Annotated in this window: 15 protein-coding genes; 3 read left to right on the top strand and 12 right to left on the bottom strand. The window is 70.1% G+C overall.

The genetic code is table 11. The features are described 5' to 3' along the window. Positions 1-75: 75 nt before the first annotated feature. On the bottom strand, positions 76-2,031 hold the full coding sequence (locus tag ACMGER_RS14385) for an autotransporter assembly complex protein TamA (RefSeq protein WP_436812808.1): 1,956 nt from the start codon (positions 2,029-2,031) through the stop codon (positions 76-78). Between the two features lie 175 nt (positions 2,032-2,206). On the opposite strand from ACMGER_RS14385, the gene ACMGER_RS14390 reads away from it, so the two are divergent. Beyond that, the gene (locus ACMGER_RS14390; RefSeq protein ID WP_436812809.1) at positions 2,207-2,392 is read left to right on the top strand and encodes a hypothetical protein; all 186 of its coding nucleotides are present in this window, start codon (positions 2,207-2,209) and stop codon (positions 2,390-2,392) included. Positions 2,393-2,535: 143 nt separating this feature from the next. After that, a complete protein-coding gene (locus tag ACMGER_RS14395; protein ID WP_436812897.1) occupies positions 2,536-3,435 on the top strand; it encodes a hydrogen peroxide-inducible genes activator in 900 nt (299 codons plus the stop codon). 45 nt (positions 3,436-3,480) lie between these two features. Here ACMGER_RS14395 and ACMGER_RS14400 read toward each other — a convergent pair whose 3' ends face one another. Genes ACMGER_RS14400 through pgsA form a run of 3 tightly spaced genes read right to left on the bottom strand, consistent with a single transcriptional unit; the run spans position 3,481 to position 4,732 of the window. Further along, positions 3,481-3,924, bottom strand: a complete 444-nt coding sequence (locus ACMGER_RS14400; protein WP_436812810.1) for a molybdenum cofactor biosynthesis protein MoaE — start codon at positions 3,922-3,924, stop codon at positions 3,481-3,483. Further along, positions 3,921-4,178, bottom strand: coding sequence for a molybdopterin converting factor subunit 1 (gene moaD, locus ACMGER_RS14405; RefSeq protein ID WP_436812811.1), 258 nt, complete (start codon positions 4,176-4,178; stop codon positions 3,921-3,923). The genes ACMGER_RS14400 and moaD overlap by 4 nt, the downstream gene beginning before the upstream one ends. After that, on the bottom strand, positions 4,178-4,732 hold the full coding sequence (gene pgsA / locus ACMGER_RS14410) for a CDP-diacylglycerol--glycerol-3-phosphate 3-phosphatidyltransferase (protein ID WP_436812812.1): 555 nt from the start codon (positions 4,730-4,732) through the stop codon (positions 4,178-4,180). The genes moaD and pgsA overlap by 1 nt, the downstream gene beginning before the upstream one ends. A 123-nt stretch (positions 4,733-4,855) precedes the next feature. Between pgsA and ACMGER_RS14415 the strand changes: the two genes are divergently transcribed. After that, positions 4,856-6,151 (top strand): MFS transporter, encoded by a 1,296-nt coding sequence (locus tag ACMGER_RS14415; protein ID WP_436812813.1) that lies wholly within the window; start codon positions 4,856-4,858, stop codon positions 6,149-6,151. 43 nt (positions 6,152-6,194) lie between these two features. On the opposite strand, the gene ACMGER_RS14420 is transcribed toward ACMGER_RS14415, so the two are convergent. The 8 genes from ACMGER_RS14420 to ACMGER_RS14455 form a co-directional block, all read right to left on the bottom strand. Continuing rightward, positions 6,195-6,359, bottom strand: a complete 165-nt coding sequence (locus ACMGER_RS14420) for a hypothetical protein (protein ID WP_436812814.1) — start codon at positions 6,357-6,359, stop codon at positions 6,195-6,197. Between the two features lie 73 nt (positions 6,360-6,432). Next, a complete protein-coding gene (locus tag ACMGER_RS14425; protein WP_436812815.1) occupies positions 6,433-7,662 on the bottom strand; it encodes an NAD(P)/FAD-dependent oxidoreductase in 1,230 nt (409 codons plus the stop codon). 165 nt (positions 7,663-7,827) lie between these two features. Next, positions 7,828-11,037, bottom strand: a complete 3,210-nt coding sequence (locus ACMGER_RS14430; RefSeq protein ID WP_436812816.1) for an autotransporter outer membrane beta-barrel domain-containing protein — start codon at positions 11,035-11,037, stop codon at positions 7,828-7,830. A gap of 210 nt (positions 11,038-11,247) precedes the next feature. Continuing rightward, complete coding sequence (locus ACMGER_RS14435; RefSeq protein ID WP_436812817.1) at positions 11,248-13,731, bottom strand: TonB-dependent receptor; 2,484 nt, start codon at positions 13,729-13,731, stop codon at positions 11,248-11,250. Beyond that, positions 13,707-14,633 (bottom strand): FecR family protein, encoded by a 927-nt coding sequence (locus ACMGER_RS14440; protein ID WP_436812818.1) that lies wholly within the window; start codon positions 14,631-14,633, stop codon positions 13,707-13,709. Before ACMGER_RS14440 ends, ACMGER_RS14435 begins: the two co-directional genes overlap by 25 nt. Positions 14,634-14,669: 36 nt before the next feature. Further along, on the bottom strand, positions 14,670-15,185 hold the full coding sequence (locus tag ACMGER_RS14445) for an RNA polymerase sigma factor (RefSeq protein WP_436812819.1): 516 nt from the start codon (positions 15,183-15,185) through the stop codon (positions 14,670-14,672). Between the two features lie 147 nt (positions 15,186-15,332). Further along, complete coding sequence (locus tag ACMGER_RS14450) at positions 15,333-16,238, bottom strand: FecR family protein (RefSeq protein WP_436812820.1); 906 nt, start codon at positions 16,236-16,238, stop codon at positions 15,333-15,335. Continuing rightward, positions 16,235-16,765, bottom strand: coding sequence for an RNA polymerase sigma factor (locus ACMGER_RS14455; RefSeq protein ID WP_436812821.1), 531 nt, complete (start codon positions 16,763-16,765; stop codon positions 16,235-16,237). Before ACMGER_RS14455 ends, ACMGER_RS14450 begins: the two co-directional genes overlap by 4 nt. Between the last annotated feature and the right edge of the window lie 92 nt (positions 16,766-16,857).

Consider the following 16,857-nt stretch of genomic DNA (forward strand, 5'->3'; position numbering starts at 1 on the left):
CGACGATCCACTGCCACCAGCGCCGGCGGCGCGAGCGTGCGGGCGGCGGCGCCGGAGGGGCCTCTGGCTCGTCGTTCAAAACGCCTGCCCCAGCGAGACGTAGACGGCGATGCGGGCGTCGCCCGGTTGCGGGTTGATCGGCGTGCCGACGTCGACGCGGATCGGCCCGAAGTTGGAATAATAACGCACCCCCACGCCCGCGCCGTACCGGAAGCCCGAGAATTTTGGCAGCGCCGAGGTGTAGATGTTGCCCCCGTCGAAGAACGGCACGACGCCGAAGTTGCCGAACGCCTTCACCCGCGCCTCGAGCGAGAACTCCGCCAGGCTGCGCCCGCCGATGGGGTCGTTATTGGGATCGCGCGGGCCGATGCTCTGATAGCCGTAGCCGCGCACCGAGGCGCCGCCGCCCGCATAGAAGCGCCGCGACGGCGCGATCGCGTCGCGCGGCGCGCCGCCGATGGTGCCGAGCCGGACGCGCCCGGCCACCACCACGCGGTCGTTGACCGGCTGGTACATGCTGCCGTCGAGCTGGATGCGGGCATAGCCGAACGCCCTACCGACCAGCGACAGCTCCGGGCTGATCCGCGCGCCGAGGCGGAAGCCGCGCGTCGGGTTGAGCAGATCGTCGGACCCGTCGTAGGTGAGGCTGCTCGGCAGCGCGCCGATGAAATAGGTCCGCCGCCTCGGCTCGCCGGTCGAGACGATCACGTCGCGCTCGTCCGACGCCGCGAGCTCGGCGCCGAGCGACCACACCCAGGCCTTCTGGAAGAAGATGTTGGTCTGCCGCTCGATGCTGCCCATCAGCGACAGCGTGTCGGCCTCATAGGCGTCGCGTTCGAGGTGCGCGGCGGTGAGCTGTGCGGTGAGGGTGCGGTCGCGCTCATGGAAATTGCTGCGGCGGAAGACGATGCTGCCGAGCTGCTCGCGCGTGCCGAGCACGCCGCGCAGGGTGACGGCGCCCTCCGGCCGGAAGAAGTTGCGGTGCGTCCAGCTCACCTCCGCCCGCGCGCCCTCGCCGGTACCGTAGCCGAGCTCGCCGGCGATGGTGCGCGGCGGCGCGGGCTCGAGGTTCACCGCGACGTCGACGGTCGAAGGGTCGGTGCCCGGGACCGGCTCGACCTTCACCGTCGAGACGAGCCCGGTCTGGATCAGCGCGCGGCGCAGGTCGTCGAGCGCCGAGGCGTCATATTCCTGGCCCGGCTTGAAGCGGGCGATATCCTGGACGTGCTTGGGCCCGAACACGCGATGCGGCTCCGGAATCACGATCCTGCCGAAATGGCGGAGCGTGCCAGGCTCGACGTTCTGCACCAGCGTCGCGGTCTTGGTGGCATGGTCGACCACGATCTCGGGCTCGCCGACCTTGGCGAACGCGAAGCCCTCCTCCCCCACGGCGGTGCGCAGCCGGGCGTCGGCGGCGGCGATGGCGTCGCTGTTGACCGGCGCGTTCTGCTCCAGTCCGAACGCTTTGGTCAGCGCACCGGCCTTGCCGTCCGCACGCTCGACGCCGGCCAGCGTCACGTCCGACAGGCGGTAGAGCGGCCCCGGCTCGACCTCCAGCGTGACGATCAGCCTGCCCGCCTGCGGCTCGACCCGCGTCAGGACCTGCGCGTCATAATAGCCCTCGGCGCGCAGCAGCGTGGTCAGCAGCTCGGCATCCTCACGCGCGCGACGGTCGATCTGCGCGGCGTTCGCCGGATCGCCGCGGTTGGCGCGCAGGGTCGAGACGGCATCGAAACGCTGGTGCATCAGCGCACTGCCGATGCCGTCGATGCCGGTGATCCGGTAATCGTAGCGCGTCTCGGTCGCGACCTCCGCGCGCTCCTCCGACACCGCGTCCTCGCCGGCCGGCGCCTTGCTGAGGTCCGGCCAGTCGACGCCGAGGTCCGGCAGCGGCGCCATCGGCGATGCCGGATCGAGCACGTCCTGCACGGCGGACGGTTGCGGAGGGATATCCTGGGCGACGGCGGGAAGCGGCGTCAGCGCAAGGCTCGCCGCCGCCCACATGCTGTGCCGACGGACGAACGCGGACATGCCACGGGCTTAACCCGATTACCTGCGCCAAGCCAACCGGTTAGTGGACGGTTCCGACCGCACCGTCGCTCGAAAGCAACACTATCAGCCGCTGATAAACGCGCGTCGCTGCCGGTGCCGCCGATCCCGACACGGGACGGTGGCGTCCGGGGACGGGACATGGCAGGGGAGCGGAATGCCGACCTACGATCCTGTCCCGCCCTCCAAATCGCCCCCGGGCGGAGGCGCCCTGTTCGTCCTCGCCCTGTTCGCGGGTATCGTGATCGGCTTCCTGCTCGGGCAGACGACGATCGGGTTCCTGGCGGGCGCCGCAGCCGGAATCGCGATCAACCTGTGGCTGCTGTGGCGCGATAAGCAATAGCTCCTCGGTCGAAGGGAAGCGGGACGGGGGTCGCGACGCTCCTCTAGGATGCGGGCACGGCCCCTCCCAGAGGGCGCTGATCCGGACTGGCGTCATCGCTGGAATCGCTTATCTAGGCAGCCATCCATCGACGGAGACGATCACTGGCCGCCACCTATCTCCCTACGCTCAAGCAGCTCCAGTATCTCGTGGCGCTGAAGGATCACGGTCATTTCGGTCGCGCCGCCGAGAGCTGCTTCGTCACCCAGTCCACCCTTTCCGCCGGCATCCGCGAGCTGGAGACGCTGATCGGCATCACCCTCGTCGAGCGTACGCGGCGGGTGGTGCGCTTCACGCCGGTCGGTGAGCGCATCGCCGACAAGGCGCGGCGGGTGATCCGCGAGGCGGAGGAGCTGGGCGATATCGCGCGCGCCGCCGGCCGGCCGCTGTCGGGCGAGATGCGGATGAGCGTGATCCCCACGATCGCGCCCTTCATGCTGCCACGCATCCTGCCGCGGCTGAGAACCGAATACCCCGACCTCAGGCTGTACCTGCGCGAGGAGCCGAGCGGCGCCGCCTGCGACGGGCTCAGCCACGGACGCACCGACTGCGTGCTGCTGGCTCTCCCCTATGCCTGCGGCGACGTGGAGGTGGCGCGGCTGTTCAAGGACCGGCTGTTCCTCGCTTTTCCGCAGGGCGAGATGGTGCCGACCCCGCCGGGCGTGAAGCCGAGCGAGATCGACGAGACGCGGCTGCTGCTGCTCGAGGACGGCCACTGCCTCAAGGACCATGCGCTGGCGGCGTGCAATCGGCCGGAGATCCGCGCCGAGGCGACGATGCTCGGCACCTCGCTCCATACGATCGTGCAGATGGTCGACAACGGGCTCGGCGTCACCATCCTGCCGGAGATGGCGATCGAGGCGGGCATCCTCGACAGCACCCATGTCGACGCGACACCGCTCGCGGCGGACAATCCGGCCCGCGACATCGCGCTGGTGTGGCGCCGCGCTTCGCCGCGCGAGAAGGACTTCCGGCTGCTGGCGGAGGTGCTGGCGGAAAGGTGAGTCTTTTGCCATCATCGCGGCGAAAGCCGGGGTGACGGATTTCAGTTATTCCGCCAGCCAGCGCGCGGAAGCTGCGATGTCGCCCTCCCTAGTCTCGACCCAACGCGCCGCGTCGCCGCGCAGCTCGCGTTTCCAGAAGGGCGCATCGGTCTTGAGTCGGTCGATCAGATAGGTGCAGGCCTCCAGCGCGGCGGTGCGGTGGCTCGCGGTGGCGGCGACGAACACCACCCGTTCGCCCGGAGCCATTGCGCCGACGCGGTGGACGATGGTCGCCCCGAGCAGCGCCCAACGGGCGGTCGCCTCGTTCGCGAGGTGACGGAGCGCCGCCTCGGTCATGCCGGGATAATGCTCCAATTCCAGCGCGGTGACGCCGTCGTCGGCGCGGACCAGGCCGGTGAAGGTGGCGACCGCGCCGGCCCCCTCCGCCTCGGCCCGCACCAGCTCGGCGGCGGCGTCGATCCGCTCCTGCTGGACCACGACGCGGATCATCCGCCGGTCACCGGGGGGAAGATCGCGATCTCGCGCGCGCCGGCGATCGGCGCGTCGAGCGGGGCAAGATGCTGGTCCACCGCCGCGCGCAGGCGCGTCCGGTCGGCGAAGGCGGCGGCATGGGACCGGCTGCGCGCGCCGAGCCAGTCGAGCAGGTCGGCGACCGAGGCGGTCTCGGCGGGAGGCTCGATCGTCTCGCTGCCTTTCCCCACTGCCTCGCGCACCCAGGCGAAGTAGAGCATCTCGACCGTCATCAGCTTTCCATGTGCCTGAGGCCGATGCGCAGATAGTCCCAACCGGTGATCAGCGTCAGCGCGGCCGCCGTCCACAGCGATATCAGGCCGATCGCCTTGATCCAGGACCAGGCCGGCAGCGCGCCCGCCAGGATCAGCGCGCCCAGTGCCACCAGCTGAAGCGCCGTCTTCCACTTGGCGAGCCGCGATACCGGCACCGAGACCTGGATGCCGCCCAGGAACTCGCGCAGACCCGATACCATGATCTCCCTCAGCAGGATCACCAGCCCGGGAATGAGGTGGAAGCCGGCGATGTCGTGAGTCGCGACCAGCATCATGATCACCGCGGCGACCATGATCTTGTCGGCGATGGGGTCGAGGAAGATGCCTAGCTTCGACACCGTGCCCTGCGCGCGCGCGAGATAGCCGTCGAGATAATCGGTCGTCGCGATCACGCAATAGAGCACGAACGCCAGCCAATAGCCGACCGTCCACTGCGGCCACCACAGCATCCACACGAGCAGCGGCACGGCGAAGATCCGCGAGAGCGTCAGGATATTGGGCAGCGTCAGCATCGCGTGTTTCTTAACGGGTAGATCGCGGCCTTGGCACCCCTCGCGGGCAAAAGCGGCGTTGTCGCACCCTCCCCGGCTCGGCTATGCCCGCCGCCAGTCGCAACCGCCGAGGCCCATTCTCGCATGATCAACGCCCTCGGGCTCCTCAAGCAACGGCGCTTCCTGCCGCTATTCGTCACCCAGTTCCTCGGCGCCTTCAACGACAATCTGTTCAAGACGACGATGGTGCTGTTCGCGACCTACGAGATCTTCAACGACGCCAAGCTCGAATCGAACTTCAACGCGCTCGCGACCGGATTGTCGCTGATCCCCTTCTTCCTGCTCTCTGCCCTGTCCGGCCAGCTCGCCGACACGCACGACAAGTCGAAGATCATCCGGCTGGTGAAGACCGCCGAAATCGCGATCATGCTGTTCGGCGGCGCGGGAATGCTCGCGGCACGGGCAGGACACACCATGGTCGGCATCGGCATGATGCTGGCGTCGGTGCTGTTCCTCGGCGTCCATTCGACCTTCTTCGGACCGATCAAATACGCGATCCTGCCGCAGCACCTCAAGGAGGACGAGGTGCTGGGCGGCACCGGCCTCGTCGAGGCGGGGACGTACCTCTCGATCCTGATCGGCACGGTGGTGGCGGGGTTTGTGGTGCACGACATCCGCCTGGCCGCGGGCATGACGCTGGCAGTGGCGCTTGCGGGCTGGGTGACCGGACGCATGGTGCCGTCGGCGCCGCGCGTCGGGCCGCAGCTCGCGATCAACTACAACCCCCTCACCTCGTCTTGGCGGCTGATCGGCGCGACGATGCACATCCCGCGCCTGTTCCTCTCGATCTGCGCGATCAGCTTCTTCTGGACGATCGGGGCGGTGCTGATCATCATCTTCCCGCCGCTGGTGAAGAACGTGCTGACCGCTGACGAGCGCGTCGCGAGCATGACCATCGCGATCTTCTCGGTCGGCGTCGCGATCGGATCGGTGATCATCAACGCCATGCTCAAGGGCCGCATCTCGGCCAGATACGCGCCGATGTCGGTGCTGCTGATGGCGGGATTCGTCGTCGCCTTCTCCCTCGAAGCCCGCAATTTCATGCCCGCGCCCGACGGCGGGCTCTATGACATCGCCGAGTTCGTGACGATGCCGCAATCGCTGCTGGTGATCGTCACGCTCGTCGCGATCGCGATCACCGGCGGCATGTTCGTGGTGCCGCTCTACGCCTTCCTCACCACCACCGTCACCAAGGACCAGACGGCGCGGACGGTGGCGGCGAACAACGTCGTCAACTCGGGCGCGATGACGGTGGGCGCGGTGGCGGTGATCGGGCTCACCGCCGTCGGGGTGACGCCCGAGAACATGCTGTTGCTGGTGGCGGCGATGTGCCTCGTCTCGGCGTGGCTCGCGCAGAAGCTGCACGAGGCGTGCGATTGATCCCTACTGTCCCTCTCCCATTGGGAGAGGGAATAAACCCGCCTCAGAACAGGAACGTGTAGAAGCAGACGAAGAAGGCGGTGAAGCTCAGCGCGAAGAGCTTCAGGTCCTTGTCGTCGTCGTGGACACGCTCGACCCGCTGCGGCGGGAGCGAGCGGCGGAAGGGGTGGCGTCGGCCTTCATCGGTGAGAACGAGATAGCGTCGCATGGCGGGGAGTTAACGCCTCGTTTACGATTCTGGCCATGCGAAAAGGTGGTTAACCGGCGTCCCGGTGCGAGACTCAGCCGGCGAGCTCCTTGAGCGGCATCGCCGGGTCGGCGAGCGCCGCCTTGTCGGGCGCGGCGCCGTTCACCACCAGCGCGCGGCCCTGGACATAGTCCTTGACCACGTTGACGCAGTCGAGGGCGATCACCCGTCCTTCCCTCAGATAGACCAGCGAGAAGGAACGCGAAGCCGGATCACCGCGCAGCACCACATCGTCATGATCGGCCGACAGGCCCACCGTCTGCAGCTTGAGATCATATTGGTTCGACCAGAACCACGGCACCGCGCGATAGGGCTGCGGCTGGCCGAGGATCGCCTTCACCGCGGTCGCGGCCTGGTCGTTGGCGTTCTGGACCGATTCGAGGCGGATACGCCGGCCGCCGCAGAAGCCGTTCTCATGCGCGGCGCAGTCGCCCACCGCATAGACGTCCGCCAGCGAGGTGCGGCAGAGCTCGTCGACGTCGACGCCGTTCCCGCCGGCTGCGCCCGCCTCCAGCAGCGGCTCGACGTTGGGGACGATGCCGATGCCGATCACCGCCAGCTCGGCCGGTACCATCTCGCCCCCCGCCAGGCGCACGCCGGCCACGCGGCCGCCCGCACCGGCGAAGCCTTCCACCTGCGCTTCCAGCCTGACGTCGACGCCGCAGGCGCGATGCTCGGCCTCGTAGAAGCGCGACAGCGGCTCGCCCGCGACGCGCGCCAGCACGCGCGGCAGCGCTTCGAACAGGGTGACGCGCTTGCCGAACTTGCGGAACACCGCCGCCGCCTCAAGCCCGATATAGCCGCCGCCGATCACCGCGACATTGGCCACGCCGCCGAGTGCCGCCGCGATCGCATCGGCATCGGCGAGCGTGCGCACGACATGGATGCCGGCAAGGTCCGCACCCTCGCAGGCGAGCACGCGTGCCCGGCCGCCTGCCGCCCAGATGCAGGTGCGATAGTCGATCGCACTTCCGTCCAAGAGCATTAGCCGATGCGCGGCGGGATCGAGCGCGGTCACGCGCCGGCCGGGCAACAGGGTGATGTCACGCCCGCGCCAGAACTCCGCCGGGCGGAGGTAAAGGCGCTCGATCGGCTTCTCGCCGAGCAGATAGTCCTTGGAGAGAGGCGGCCGCTCATAGGGGAGCCCCGGCTCGTCACCGACCAGCGCGATCGACCCGGTGAAGCCGTGTTGCCGCAGCAGAATTGTCGCCTGCGCGCCGCCATGGCCGGCGCCCACGATCACCACGTCGAACTCGTCAGCCATCATGCCACCCCCGCGGCGAGAGGCCGCGCGAGCCTATAGGCACAACAGGCGGGCCAACATCAATCCTGCGAGGAAAAGGGCGCGGCCGCGGCATTGGGGAGAATGCCGCGGCCGCGATTGCCTGCCGTGCGGGGGACCGATGCCCGGCAGTCAATCAGGGAGGAACTAGAGCCCGATCTGGAGCGAGGCGCGGATGCCGAGGACGAAGCGGTCCTGCTGCTCCTCGGCGCTGGCCTCGCCGACCAGACGGAAATAATTGTTGCCGCCCATCGCGCGCAGCCGGCCGACCCAGCCGTTGGTGCGGTCCTCCGGCGTCAAGGTGAAGGTCTCGCCGTCCTGGAAATGGGCCTTTGTGACGCCGAGCTCGCCGCCGACGATCTGGCGCCGGCCGCCCTCGGCCTCGACGCGGAACCAGCCCTCGTCGCGCTCGTAGAAGCCCATGAAGTCGATGCCCGCGGCCATCGCGCCGGTGACGGCGAGCTCGTCGCTGGTACGGTCCGCGACGGTCAGGTTCATCGCGGTGCCGCCGCCGGTCTCGGTGTAGCCGTCCTCCTTGAGCTTGTAATAATCGACCGCGGCCGACGGGCGGATGAAGAAGGTCGCGCCGCCGCTCTCGTGCGAGACGCCCGCGGAGAAGGAGGTCAGCTTGCCGCCCCAGCTGCCCTTGGCGACGCGGCTGACCGCCTCGGTGCCGATCGCGCCCTCGAAGCGGCGGGTGCTGTCGAAGTCGATCTTGGCCAGCGACGCGCGGACGTTGGCGTTGAAGCCGTTCCAGCGGCCCTTCCAGTAGCTGCCGAGCTCGTACTGGTTGCCCATCACGTCGTTGTCGGTGCTGTTGTCGTTGTCCTGGCTCCACATGTACGCGGCATAGACGCCGACATTGCCGAAGCCGGTCTTGGTCTCGACGCCGCCCGCCGCGGTCCAGCCGCCGGCGTTGTAGCCCGCCGTCTCGTCGCGGTCCTTGGACGTGCCCCACACGGTCGAGGTGACCCAATAGCCCCAGTTGCCCTCGTCCTTGAACGGACCGTGCGGGTCGGAGACCATCCGGGCGACGCTGCGCGAGCCCTGGGTCGCCGCCTCGAACGCGCCGCCGGCATGGTCGGGCAGGAGCTGGCGGAGCGAGCCGCGGAACGCCTCGCCGTCGGTGATGTTGAGGAAGGCGTCGCCGACCTTCTGATCGGTGCCGAGCGCCGCGTAGATCGCGTTGAACGCCGAGCTTTCCGACCGGTTGAGCTCGAGCTCGGTCGTAGTCTTGCGAACGACGTCGACCGCGAGCTGGTTGGCGACGCTGGTGTTCAGCGTCCCCTTGAGGAGGTAAGGCAGCAGCACCGAGCTGGTCTTGAGCTTGTCGGCACCGGTCAGCGAGCCGGCCTGAAGGACGAGGTAGTGCCCCTCCACGTCCTTGATGCTGGCAACCTTCAGCGCCAGCGTCGCCCCCTCGGCGAAGCTGGCGTTGCCGGCGACGTTGATCATCGTGCCTGTGCCGCCGGTCTTGTCGAGAGTGACGGCGAGCACGCCGCTGGCGCCGACGTTGAGCGAGGCGATCGACGCGGTCTTGGTAACGTCGAAGGCGCCGTTGGTGACGGTGACTGCCAGGCCGCCGGCATTGGCCAGCGAGCCCGCGAACAGCGAGCCGCCGTCGATCGTCAGCACGTCCGACCCGCCGCCGAAGTCCGCCGAGCCGGTGAACTTCGAGGTGCCGGACAGCGCCAGCGTGTCGTTGCCGGCGCCGAAGGTGGCCGCGCCGGTGTAGGTGCCGTCGCCCGACAGCGCGAGGCGATTGTTGCCGACGCCGAACGACACGTTGCCCGTGACCGCGCCGTCGGCGATGTCGAGCACGTCGTTGCCGGTGCCGAAGCGGATGTCGCCGGTGATCGAGGGCGCGGTGACGCCGCTCGCGACCGCGGTCTGGCGGACGGTGGCGCCGCTGGAATTGGCCGAGAGGTCGATCGCGACGTTGCGAGTCGAATCGGCCTTGGCGCCCGAGGCGGAGATGGTGCCGCTGTTCTCGACCAGCGTCACGCCGCCCGAGCGGTCGAGGATCGCGGTGGCGGTGCCGTCGTCGCCGCCGGCGGTCGCCTTGATCGTGCCGCTGTTGCGAATGGTGCCGACCGAGGCGCCCTGGTCGATCTGGATCGCGGTGATCAGCGAGGTGGTCGACTTGCCGCCGGCGGCGGTGATCGTGCCGCTGTTGCGGATCTCGGGCACGGTCGCCTGCGCGCCGATGCGGATCGCGGTCGCGCTGGCGCCGTTGCTGTTCGCCGAGACGGTGCCGCTGATACCCATGCCGCCCGCGACCGTCACCGCGCCGCCGCGGCCGCCGATCACCAGGCCATTGCCGTCGACGCCCGAATAGACGCCGTCGCCCTTGATGGTGCCGTCGACGACGATGCCGAAGCCGGTGCCGGTCCCCGCGACCGGGCCGATCGTGATGGCGCGGTCGGTCGCGCCGATCACCACCGCCGGCGCCGCGCCTTGCGAGGAGACGGCGGCGCTGCCTTCCTTCGCATCCTCGATGCCGTCCTTGTCCTCGTCGTTATCGGTGGTGCTGCTGTCCTTGGGCGGCACGGCAAAGACGATGCCGCCGCCGACATTGCCCTCGACGATCAGCGCCGAGCCGCCCTGGAGCAGGTCGTCGCCATCGAGCTTGGAGGCATCGGTAGGCGCGGTCGGGAAGCGATAGCCGCTCGAGCTGATCGTGCCCTGCACCACCATCGCGCCCGAGATGTCGCCGGCGAAGCGGGCGCCGATCGCATCCTTCCCCTGCGCGGTGACGGTGCCCGCCAGGCGCACGTTGCCGTTGATCGCGCCGGCATCGACGCCGATCGAGCGGTCGCCGACGACCGTCGTCTTGCCGTCGTGGGTGAAGTTGCCGGTCAGCGGGCCGCCGAGGCGGATGCCGGCGGAATCATTGCCTTCGACGGTGATGACGCCGGCCGTGCCGTTGACGATGTTGCCGGTGTAGGCGCCCTGGGTGCGGATGCCGGCGCGGTTGCTGCCGACCGCGAAGGGACCGTCGCCATCCCCGTCGTTGTCGGCATCGGCCGCGGTATAGGTCTCGTCGATGGTGATCGCGCCGTTGTTGGTGATGCCGCCGCCGGTGCCGGCATTGGCGCCGATGCCGATCGCGCCGTCAGCATTGGTGATCTGGATGGTGCCGCCGTTGGTGACGGCGTGGTTGGTGTCGACCGTGACCGCCGTGCCGCCGGCCGGCTTGACCGATCCGGCGCTGGTGATGTTGATCGCGTCGGGCGTGCCGTTCTTGATGGTCGAGGTGCTGATCGGCGTGGTGCGCGCGGTGTCGACATTGGTCTGCGCGGCGGCGGGCGCCGCCATCGCGGCGAGCGCGGTGGAGGCAAGCAGGTAACGACGCATCAAGGGTCCCTTTTGCAGATGTTCTGATCTGCAGGACGGAGCCGATCGGTCGGCACCTTGGCGGGCAGTGAATTTTTTGTCTTCAGCTGCGCCGAATGGACTCGTGCTCCTGCGAAGGCAGGAGCCCTGGATCATAGGGACGCCGCTTGAGGCCGGAGCTCCTGCCTTCGCAGGAGCACAGACGCTGCTTCGATCCGAACAGGATAGCGCCTAAAAGCTGGCGTCGAGGCCGAGGCGGACGGTGCGCGGGCGCAGCGGCGTGATCTGGTCGCGTCCGGTGGTGAAGGGCGTGCCGAGCGCGAAGCGGTTGCCTTCGACATCGGCGATGTTGGTGATGCTGAGCGTCGCGCCGATCCCCGGCGTGCCGATGCGGACGGTCAGGCCGCTGTCGAGATAGTCGCCCTGCCGCGCGCCGAGCTCCGGCCCGACGCCGAGCCGCGACGGGCCGACGTAGCGCACCCAGCCGTTGGCGGTGAGCGAAAGATCGCCGGTGAGCTGGCGGCGATAGTCGAGCCCCGCCCGTCCGCCGAAGCGGGCGATGTTCGGCACCTGGTTCATCCGCGCGATCACCGCGAGTGCCCGTTCGCCGGCGCTGACCGGAGTCGCCGGCAGGCCGATGGCGTAGTCGAACGTCGGGGTGGAGATCGAATAGGGAAAGTCGCGCGCCGGATCGTCAATGCGGCTGTCGTTGTAGCTGACGCCCGTATCGAACCTGAGGCCCGGCGCCAGACGCACGCTCGCCGCGGCGCTCACCGACCAGATGCGGCCGTCGCCGATGTTGGCGGTGCTGGGCAGGCCGGTCGCGTCGATGAAGTCGGCCTGGATGTCGCGCCAGCGCGTGTAGGAGAGGCTCGCCGACAGCGCGAACGGGTCCGAGCCCCGGCTGCCGTGGCGCGCGCCGATCTCGATGCTGGAGGCGCGATCGTTGCGGAAGCGGCGGACGAAATCCGCCTCGATCGCGAGGCCGCCCGGGCGGAAGCCCTCCTGATAGCGCACATAGATGCTGGTGCGCGGCAGCACCGACGCGATCACCGATGCCGATGGCAGGAAGGCGGTCTCGACCCGCCCCGCGGTCATTTCTGCGCGCGCGAAGGCGAGCGTCTCGGTCGCCGCCGGGGAGACGTCCTCGCCCGCGCCGTCGAGCTCGGAGCGCGTGTAGCGGGCGCCCGCGGTGGCGGTGAGGCCGGGCACCAGCTCGACGCTGCCTTCGCCGAACAGCGACAGCTCGTCGATCCGGTTCTCGACGCCGGTCACCGGCTGCGGGTCCTCGGGCGCGCCGAGCTCGCGCGACAGCCGCGTGGTGTTGTGGGTGAAGCTCACGCCGACCATGCCGCCCCAGCCGTCCGCCATCGGCCGCCACAGCCGCGTCTCGTGCGCGATCATCGTGGTGTGGTTGTGCTGGACGAACAGCCGCGGCACCTGATCGGGCAGGGTCGCGTCGTAGCGCTCCTCGAGCACCTGGCGGGAGATGCCGGTGGACGAGCTCAGCTTGAGGTCGCCGATCGGCCCCGCGACGACGACCTGGCCCTGGGCATAGTCGGCATCGAAGCCCTCGCCGGTCCGCGCGGCGCGGGTAAGCGGCGGGCCGTCACGGTCGGCGTACTGGCTGTCCTCGCCGCGGGTGCGCTGGCCGAGGCCGATCAGGTCGACCGTCCAGCCGCCGCCCGCATCGAAGCGCAGCGCAGCGCGGCCGCCGGAGATGCGGGTGCGGTTGACGTCCTTACGATCGAGCAGCGGCTTATCGATGTAGCCGCCCTCGCTGGCGACGTCGGCGACGAGGCGCAGGCCCACCCGCCCCTCGTCGATCGGCACGTTGAGCACCGCGCTCGCATCCGCCCCCGGCGCGCCGTGCCAGGTCGCCGAGCCGCCGAGCGCGATCGAGCCGCTCACCGCATTAAGGTCGGGCGCGTTGGGCACCAGCCGGATGATACCGCCGAGCGATCCGGCGCCGTAGAGCGTGCCCTGCGGCCCCTCCAGCACCTCGACCGCAGCGAGGTCCGAGAGGCGCAGATCCGGATCGGGCGCGTTGTAGCTGAGGCGCAGGTCGCCGAAATATTGCCCGACGGTCGACTGCGTCGGGCCGGTGAAGCTCGAATCGGCGATGCCGCGGATGAACAGCTTGTTGCGGCCCGCGCCGAGATGGGTGGAGGAGACGCTGGCGACACGCGCCACCAGCCGGTCGGTGCCGCCGGCCCCGCCGAGCGAGAGCTCCGGGCCGTCGATGCGCGAGACCTGCCCGGCGAAGTCGCGGAGCGTCAGCTCGCGCTTGCTGGCGGTGACGACGATGTCCGGCTGCGGCACCTCCGCCATCGGTGCGGGCGGCGGCGGCAGGGGTGCCTTGCGGGGTGCGGACGCGACGCGCGGGCGGGACGGCGCGGGACGACGCGCGACCAGCCGCCAGCCGGCGGGGCCGGCCGCCCGCACCTCGGCATTGGCGGCGCGGGCGAGCTTCTCCAGCGCCTCCCGCGCGGTGTAGCGCCCGCGCAGCGCCGGCACCCGCCTACCCCACAATGACGCGTCCGCGACCGCGATGTTGGTGCCTGTCTGCCGCCCGAGCGCGAGCACAGCATCACCCAGCCTCCCCGCTGGCAGCACCAGCGCGACAGGTTCCGCAAGAGCGGGTGCGGCGGCGACCATTGCGGCCGCCGCGAGGATGCGGGCAGCGGCGATCACGGTCCTGCGGTCAGCACCCACCCTTCGCCCGACCGTCTCGCCGCAACGCCGAGCAGCGGCGCGACGGCGGCCGGGTCCTTCCTGAGCGTGGCCACGGCGAGCGTGCCGCGGAACGGACGCTCCGCAACATCGGGCGCGGCGGCGATCGACACGCCGAGCGCCCGCGTGAGATCGGCGGCCACTTCGCCGATCGGTTCGCCCTGATAGCTGAGCCGGCCCTCGCGCCAGCCGCCGACCGCCTGCGGATCGATGCTGGAGAGGCGGAGCCTGTGCGCCGTCTCGTCGGAGACCAACGCCTTGCCGGGATCGACCCGCACCGCCTCGCGGGCCGGATTGAAGACCACCGCGCCCTCCGACACCGCGACGCGCATGACGCCGGCGGCACGCTTGACGTCGAAGGCGGTGCCGACGTCGACCAGCTCGTCGCTGCCGACCTTGACCCGAAAAGGATGCGCCGCATCGTGCCGGACCACGAACATCGCCTGCCCGCGCTCGAGCCTGGCGACGCGGTCGTCGCGACGGTCGAGCAGCAGCCGCGTGCCGCCGGCCAGCGCGATCGTGCTGCCCTCGCCGAGCGTCACCGTGCGCGTGCTGCCGGCGGCGGTCTCGATCGCATAGGGTTGCGGCTGCAGCGTCCAGGCGCCGTAGCCGACCACGCCGGCCAGCGCGGCGGCGATGCCGGTGCCGACCAGCCAGCGGCGCTGGGGACGCGCCGGTGCTTCGACCGGTTCGGGAACGGGCACGGTGAGCAGATCGTCGGCGGCTTCGGCGACGCGGCTCGCGATCGCATCGTAGCGGGCGGCACGCGCAGGATCGCCTTCGAGCCAGAGGGTGAAGGAGTCCCAGTCGTCGAACGCCGGGTCGGCGGTGCGGACGGCCCACGCCAGCGCTTCTTCATCGATACGGTCACGCGGCTCGGCCATCATAATCTCCTAGCCGACATGACGGAGACATGCGCGTCAAACCTCATCGAGCCGCTCCCGGAGCGCGGCGAGCGCGCGATAGGCCTTGCGCAGGTCGCCTTCGACGGTGCTGAGGCTGACGCCGAGCTCGGCCGCGATCTCGCGCTGGGCGACGCCGTCGATGCGGTGGCGGCGGAAGATGGTGGCGACGCGCGGCCCCAGCGCGTCGAGCGTCTCGGCGACCCGCGCCGCCGCCTGCCGCGCGGCGATCACCCGCTCGCCCGAGGGCTCGTCGGAGGTGCCGGGGACGCTCGTCCCCTCGGCCTCGCTCCAATCGCGGTCGCGCTGCTCGGCCTGGCGGCGCGAGCGGTAGCGGTCGATCATCAGCGTATCGGCGGCGCGATAGAGATAGGCGAGCGGCGCCGCCACCGGCCCGCTGCGCGCCGCCGAGACCTTGAGCCACAGCTCGTGCAGCAGATCCTCGGCGGCATCGCCCGCGCCGCGCGCGCGGAAGAAGCGCAACAGCTTGTCGCGGCTGGCCAGGAAGACGGCCTCGAGTCCGGCGGGTGGCATGGCGTTCGGGCGGCGCGGTCGGATCACTGTTTCGGAAAAGCGCGGCGATAGCTGTTTGCCGCGACGGTTGGAAGCGGGGCGTGATGTCCGATCTCCGGGACAGTCGCGGCTGATCGGAATCAGGGCTCGATGCTGATCGAGATGGCCCTATCGTTCCGATCGAACCGCCACCGCGTGGGGATCGGCGACGAGATCGCGGATCGCCGACGTATCGCCCTGGTTGATCACGCCATAGACCGGGATCGATCCTGCCGCGGGATCGGTCAGCACGACGCGATCGTTGGTGTAGCGGTTGATCTCGGCGATCACCTCGCGCAGCGGTTCGCCGTGAAACACGAGCTGACCGCGCGTCCAGGCGGTCACGCCCGCGACGTCGACGGTATCGGCCTGGCGGATGAAGCCGGTGCTGCCACCCCCGCTGCGGTCGACCCCGAACGCCAGCCGCTCGCCCTTGCGGGCGAGCTTCTCGATCGGCTCGGCATTGCCGCCGCGCGTGCCGCCGGCGAGCGCGATCCGCACCACGCCCTCGACCACCGTCACCTCGGCCTCGCGCTTCCTCACCGCCACGTCGAAGGCGGTGCCGACCGCCTTGACCTCGCCGTGGCGGGTCTCGACGACGAACGGCCGCGCCTTGTTGTGGGCGACCGCGAACAGCGCCTCGCCCTCGGTCAGCCGCAGCCGGCGCTCGCCGGGCGTGAAGGCGATCTCGACCCGGCTGTCGGCGGCGAGCGTCACCGTCGACCCGTCGGCGAGCTGGACGCGCTTGCGCTCGGCATGACCGGCGGCGATGCTGCGCACCTCGTCCCGCTCAGCCGGCGTGCGGGCGATCCAGCCGACGCTGCCGAACACCGCCGCTGCCAGCGCCGCCGCGGCGGCCCAGCGTGGCCATGACCGGCGCGGACGCTCGGGGATGCCGGGATGCTCCAACCCGCCGAGCCACGACCAGAATGCCGCCGCCTCGTCGCGGTCGGCCGGGTGCAGCCCCGCCTCGCGGCCGTCGAAGAATGCCTCGAACACCGCCGGCGCACGGCTCCCGAGCTTGCCCTCGCTCACGCGCCACGCTCCATCAGATGCGCGAGACGGTCGTAGAGATGCGCGACGGCGTGGGTCAGATGCTTCTGCACCATGCGCGGGCTGATCCCCAGCTCGCGCGCGATCTCGCCGGTGCCGCGCTCGTCGAAGCGGCGCATCACGAACACCTCGCGGCAGCGCGGCGACAGCTCGTCGAGCGCCGCGGCCAGCGCGGCCTGAAGATCGGCGACGCGGCGGCCGTCCTCCTGCATGGGCTGAACCGGCGGGTCGGTCTCCGGGCCGAGCGGCACCGTCGGCGCAGCGCGGCGATGGCGGTCGACGATCAGGTTGGCGGCGATGCGGAACAGATAGGCGCGCGGCTCGTCCAGCGCCTGCTCGCGCGCGGTGGCGACCAGGCGGGCGCAGGCCTCCTGCACGAGATCGTCGACCTCATTGGGGTCATCGACTCGCCGCGCGATGAACGCACGCAGGGCGGCACGATAGGCATCGACGTCGGTGCTGCCCGCCCCGCCGACCGCCCCTGCCCCTGCCTGTTCCGCCGTCGCCACGCCGCCCCCTTTGCCCAATGCCGTCAATGTCATGACGTACACAATGCGCAAAGGCGAACCCGTCGATCGCGGCATGATGCAAAAAATCTGCG

The organism is Sphingomonas astragali, from assembly GCF_051400615.1.
GTDB lineage: Bacteria > Pseudomonadota > Alphaproteobacteria > Sphingomonadales > Sphingomonadaceae > Sphingomonas.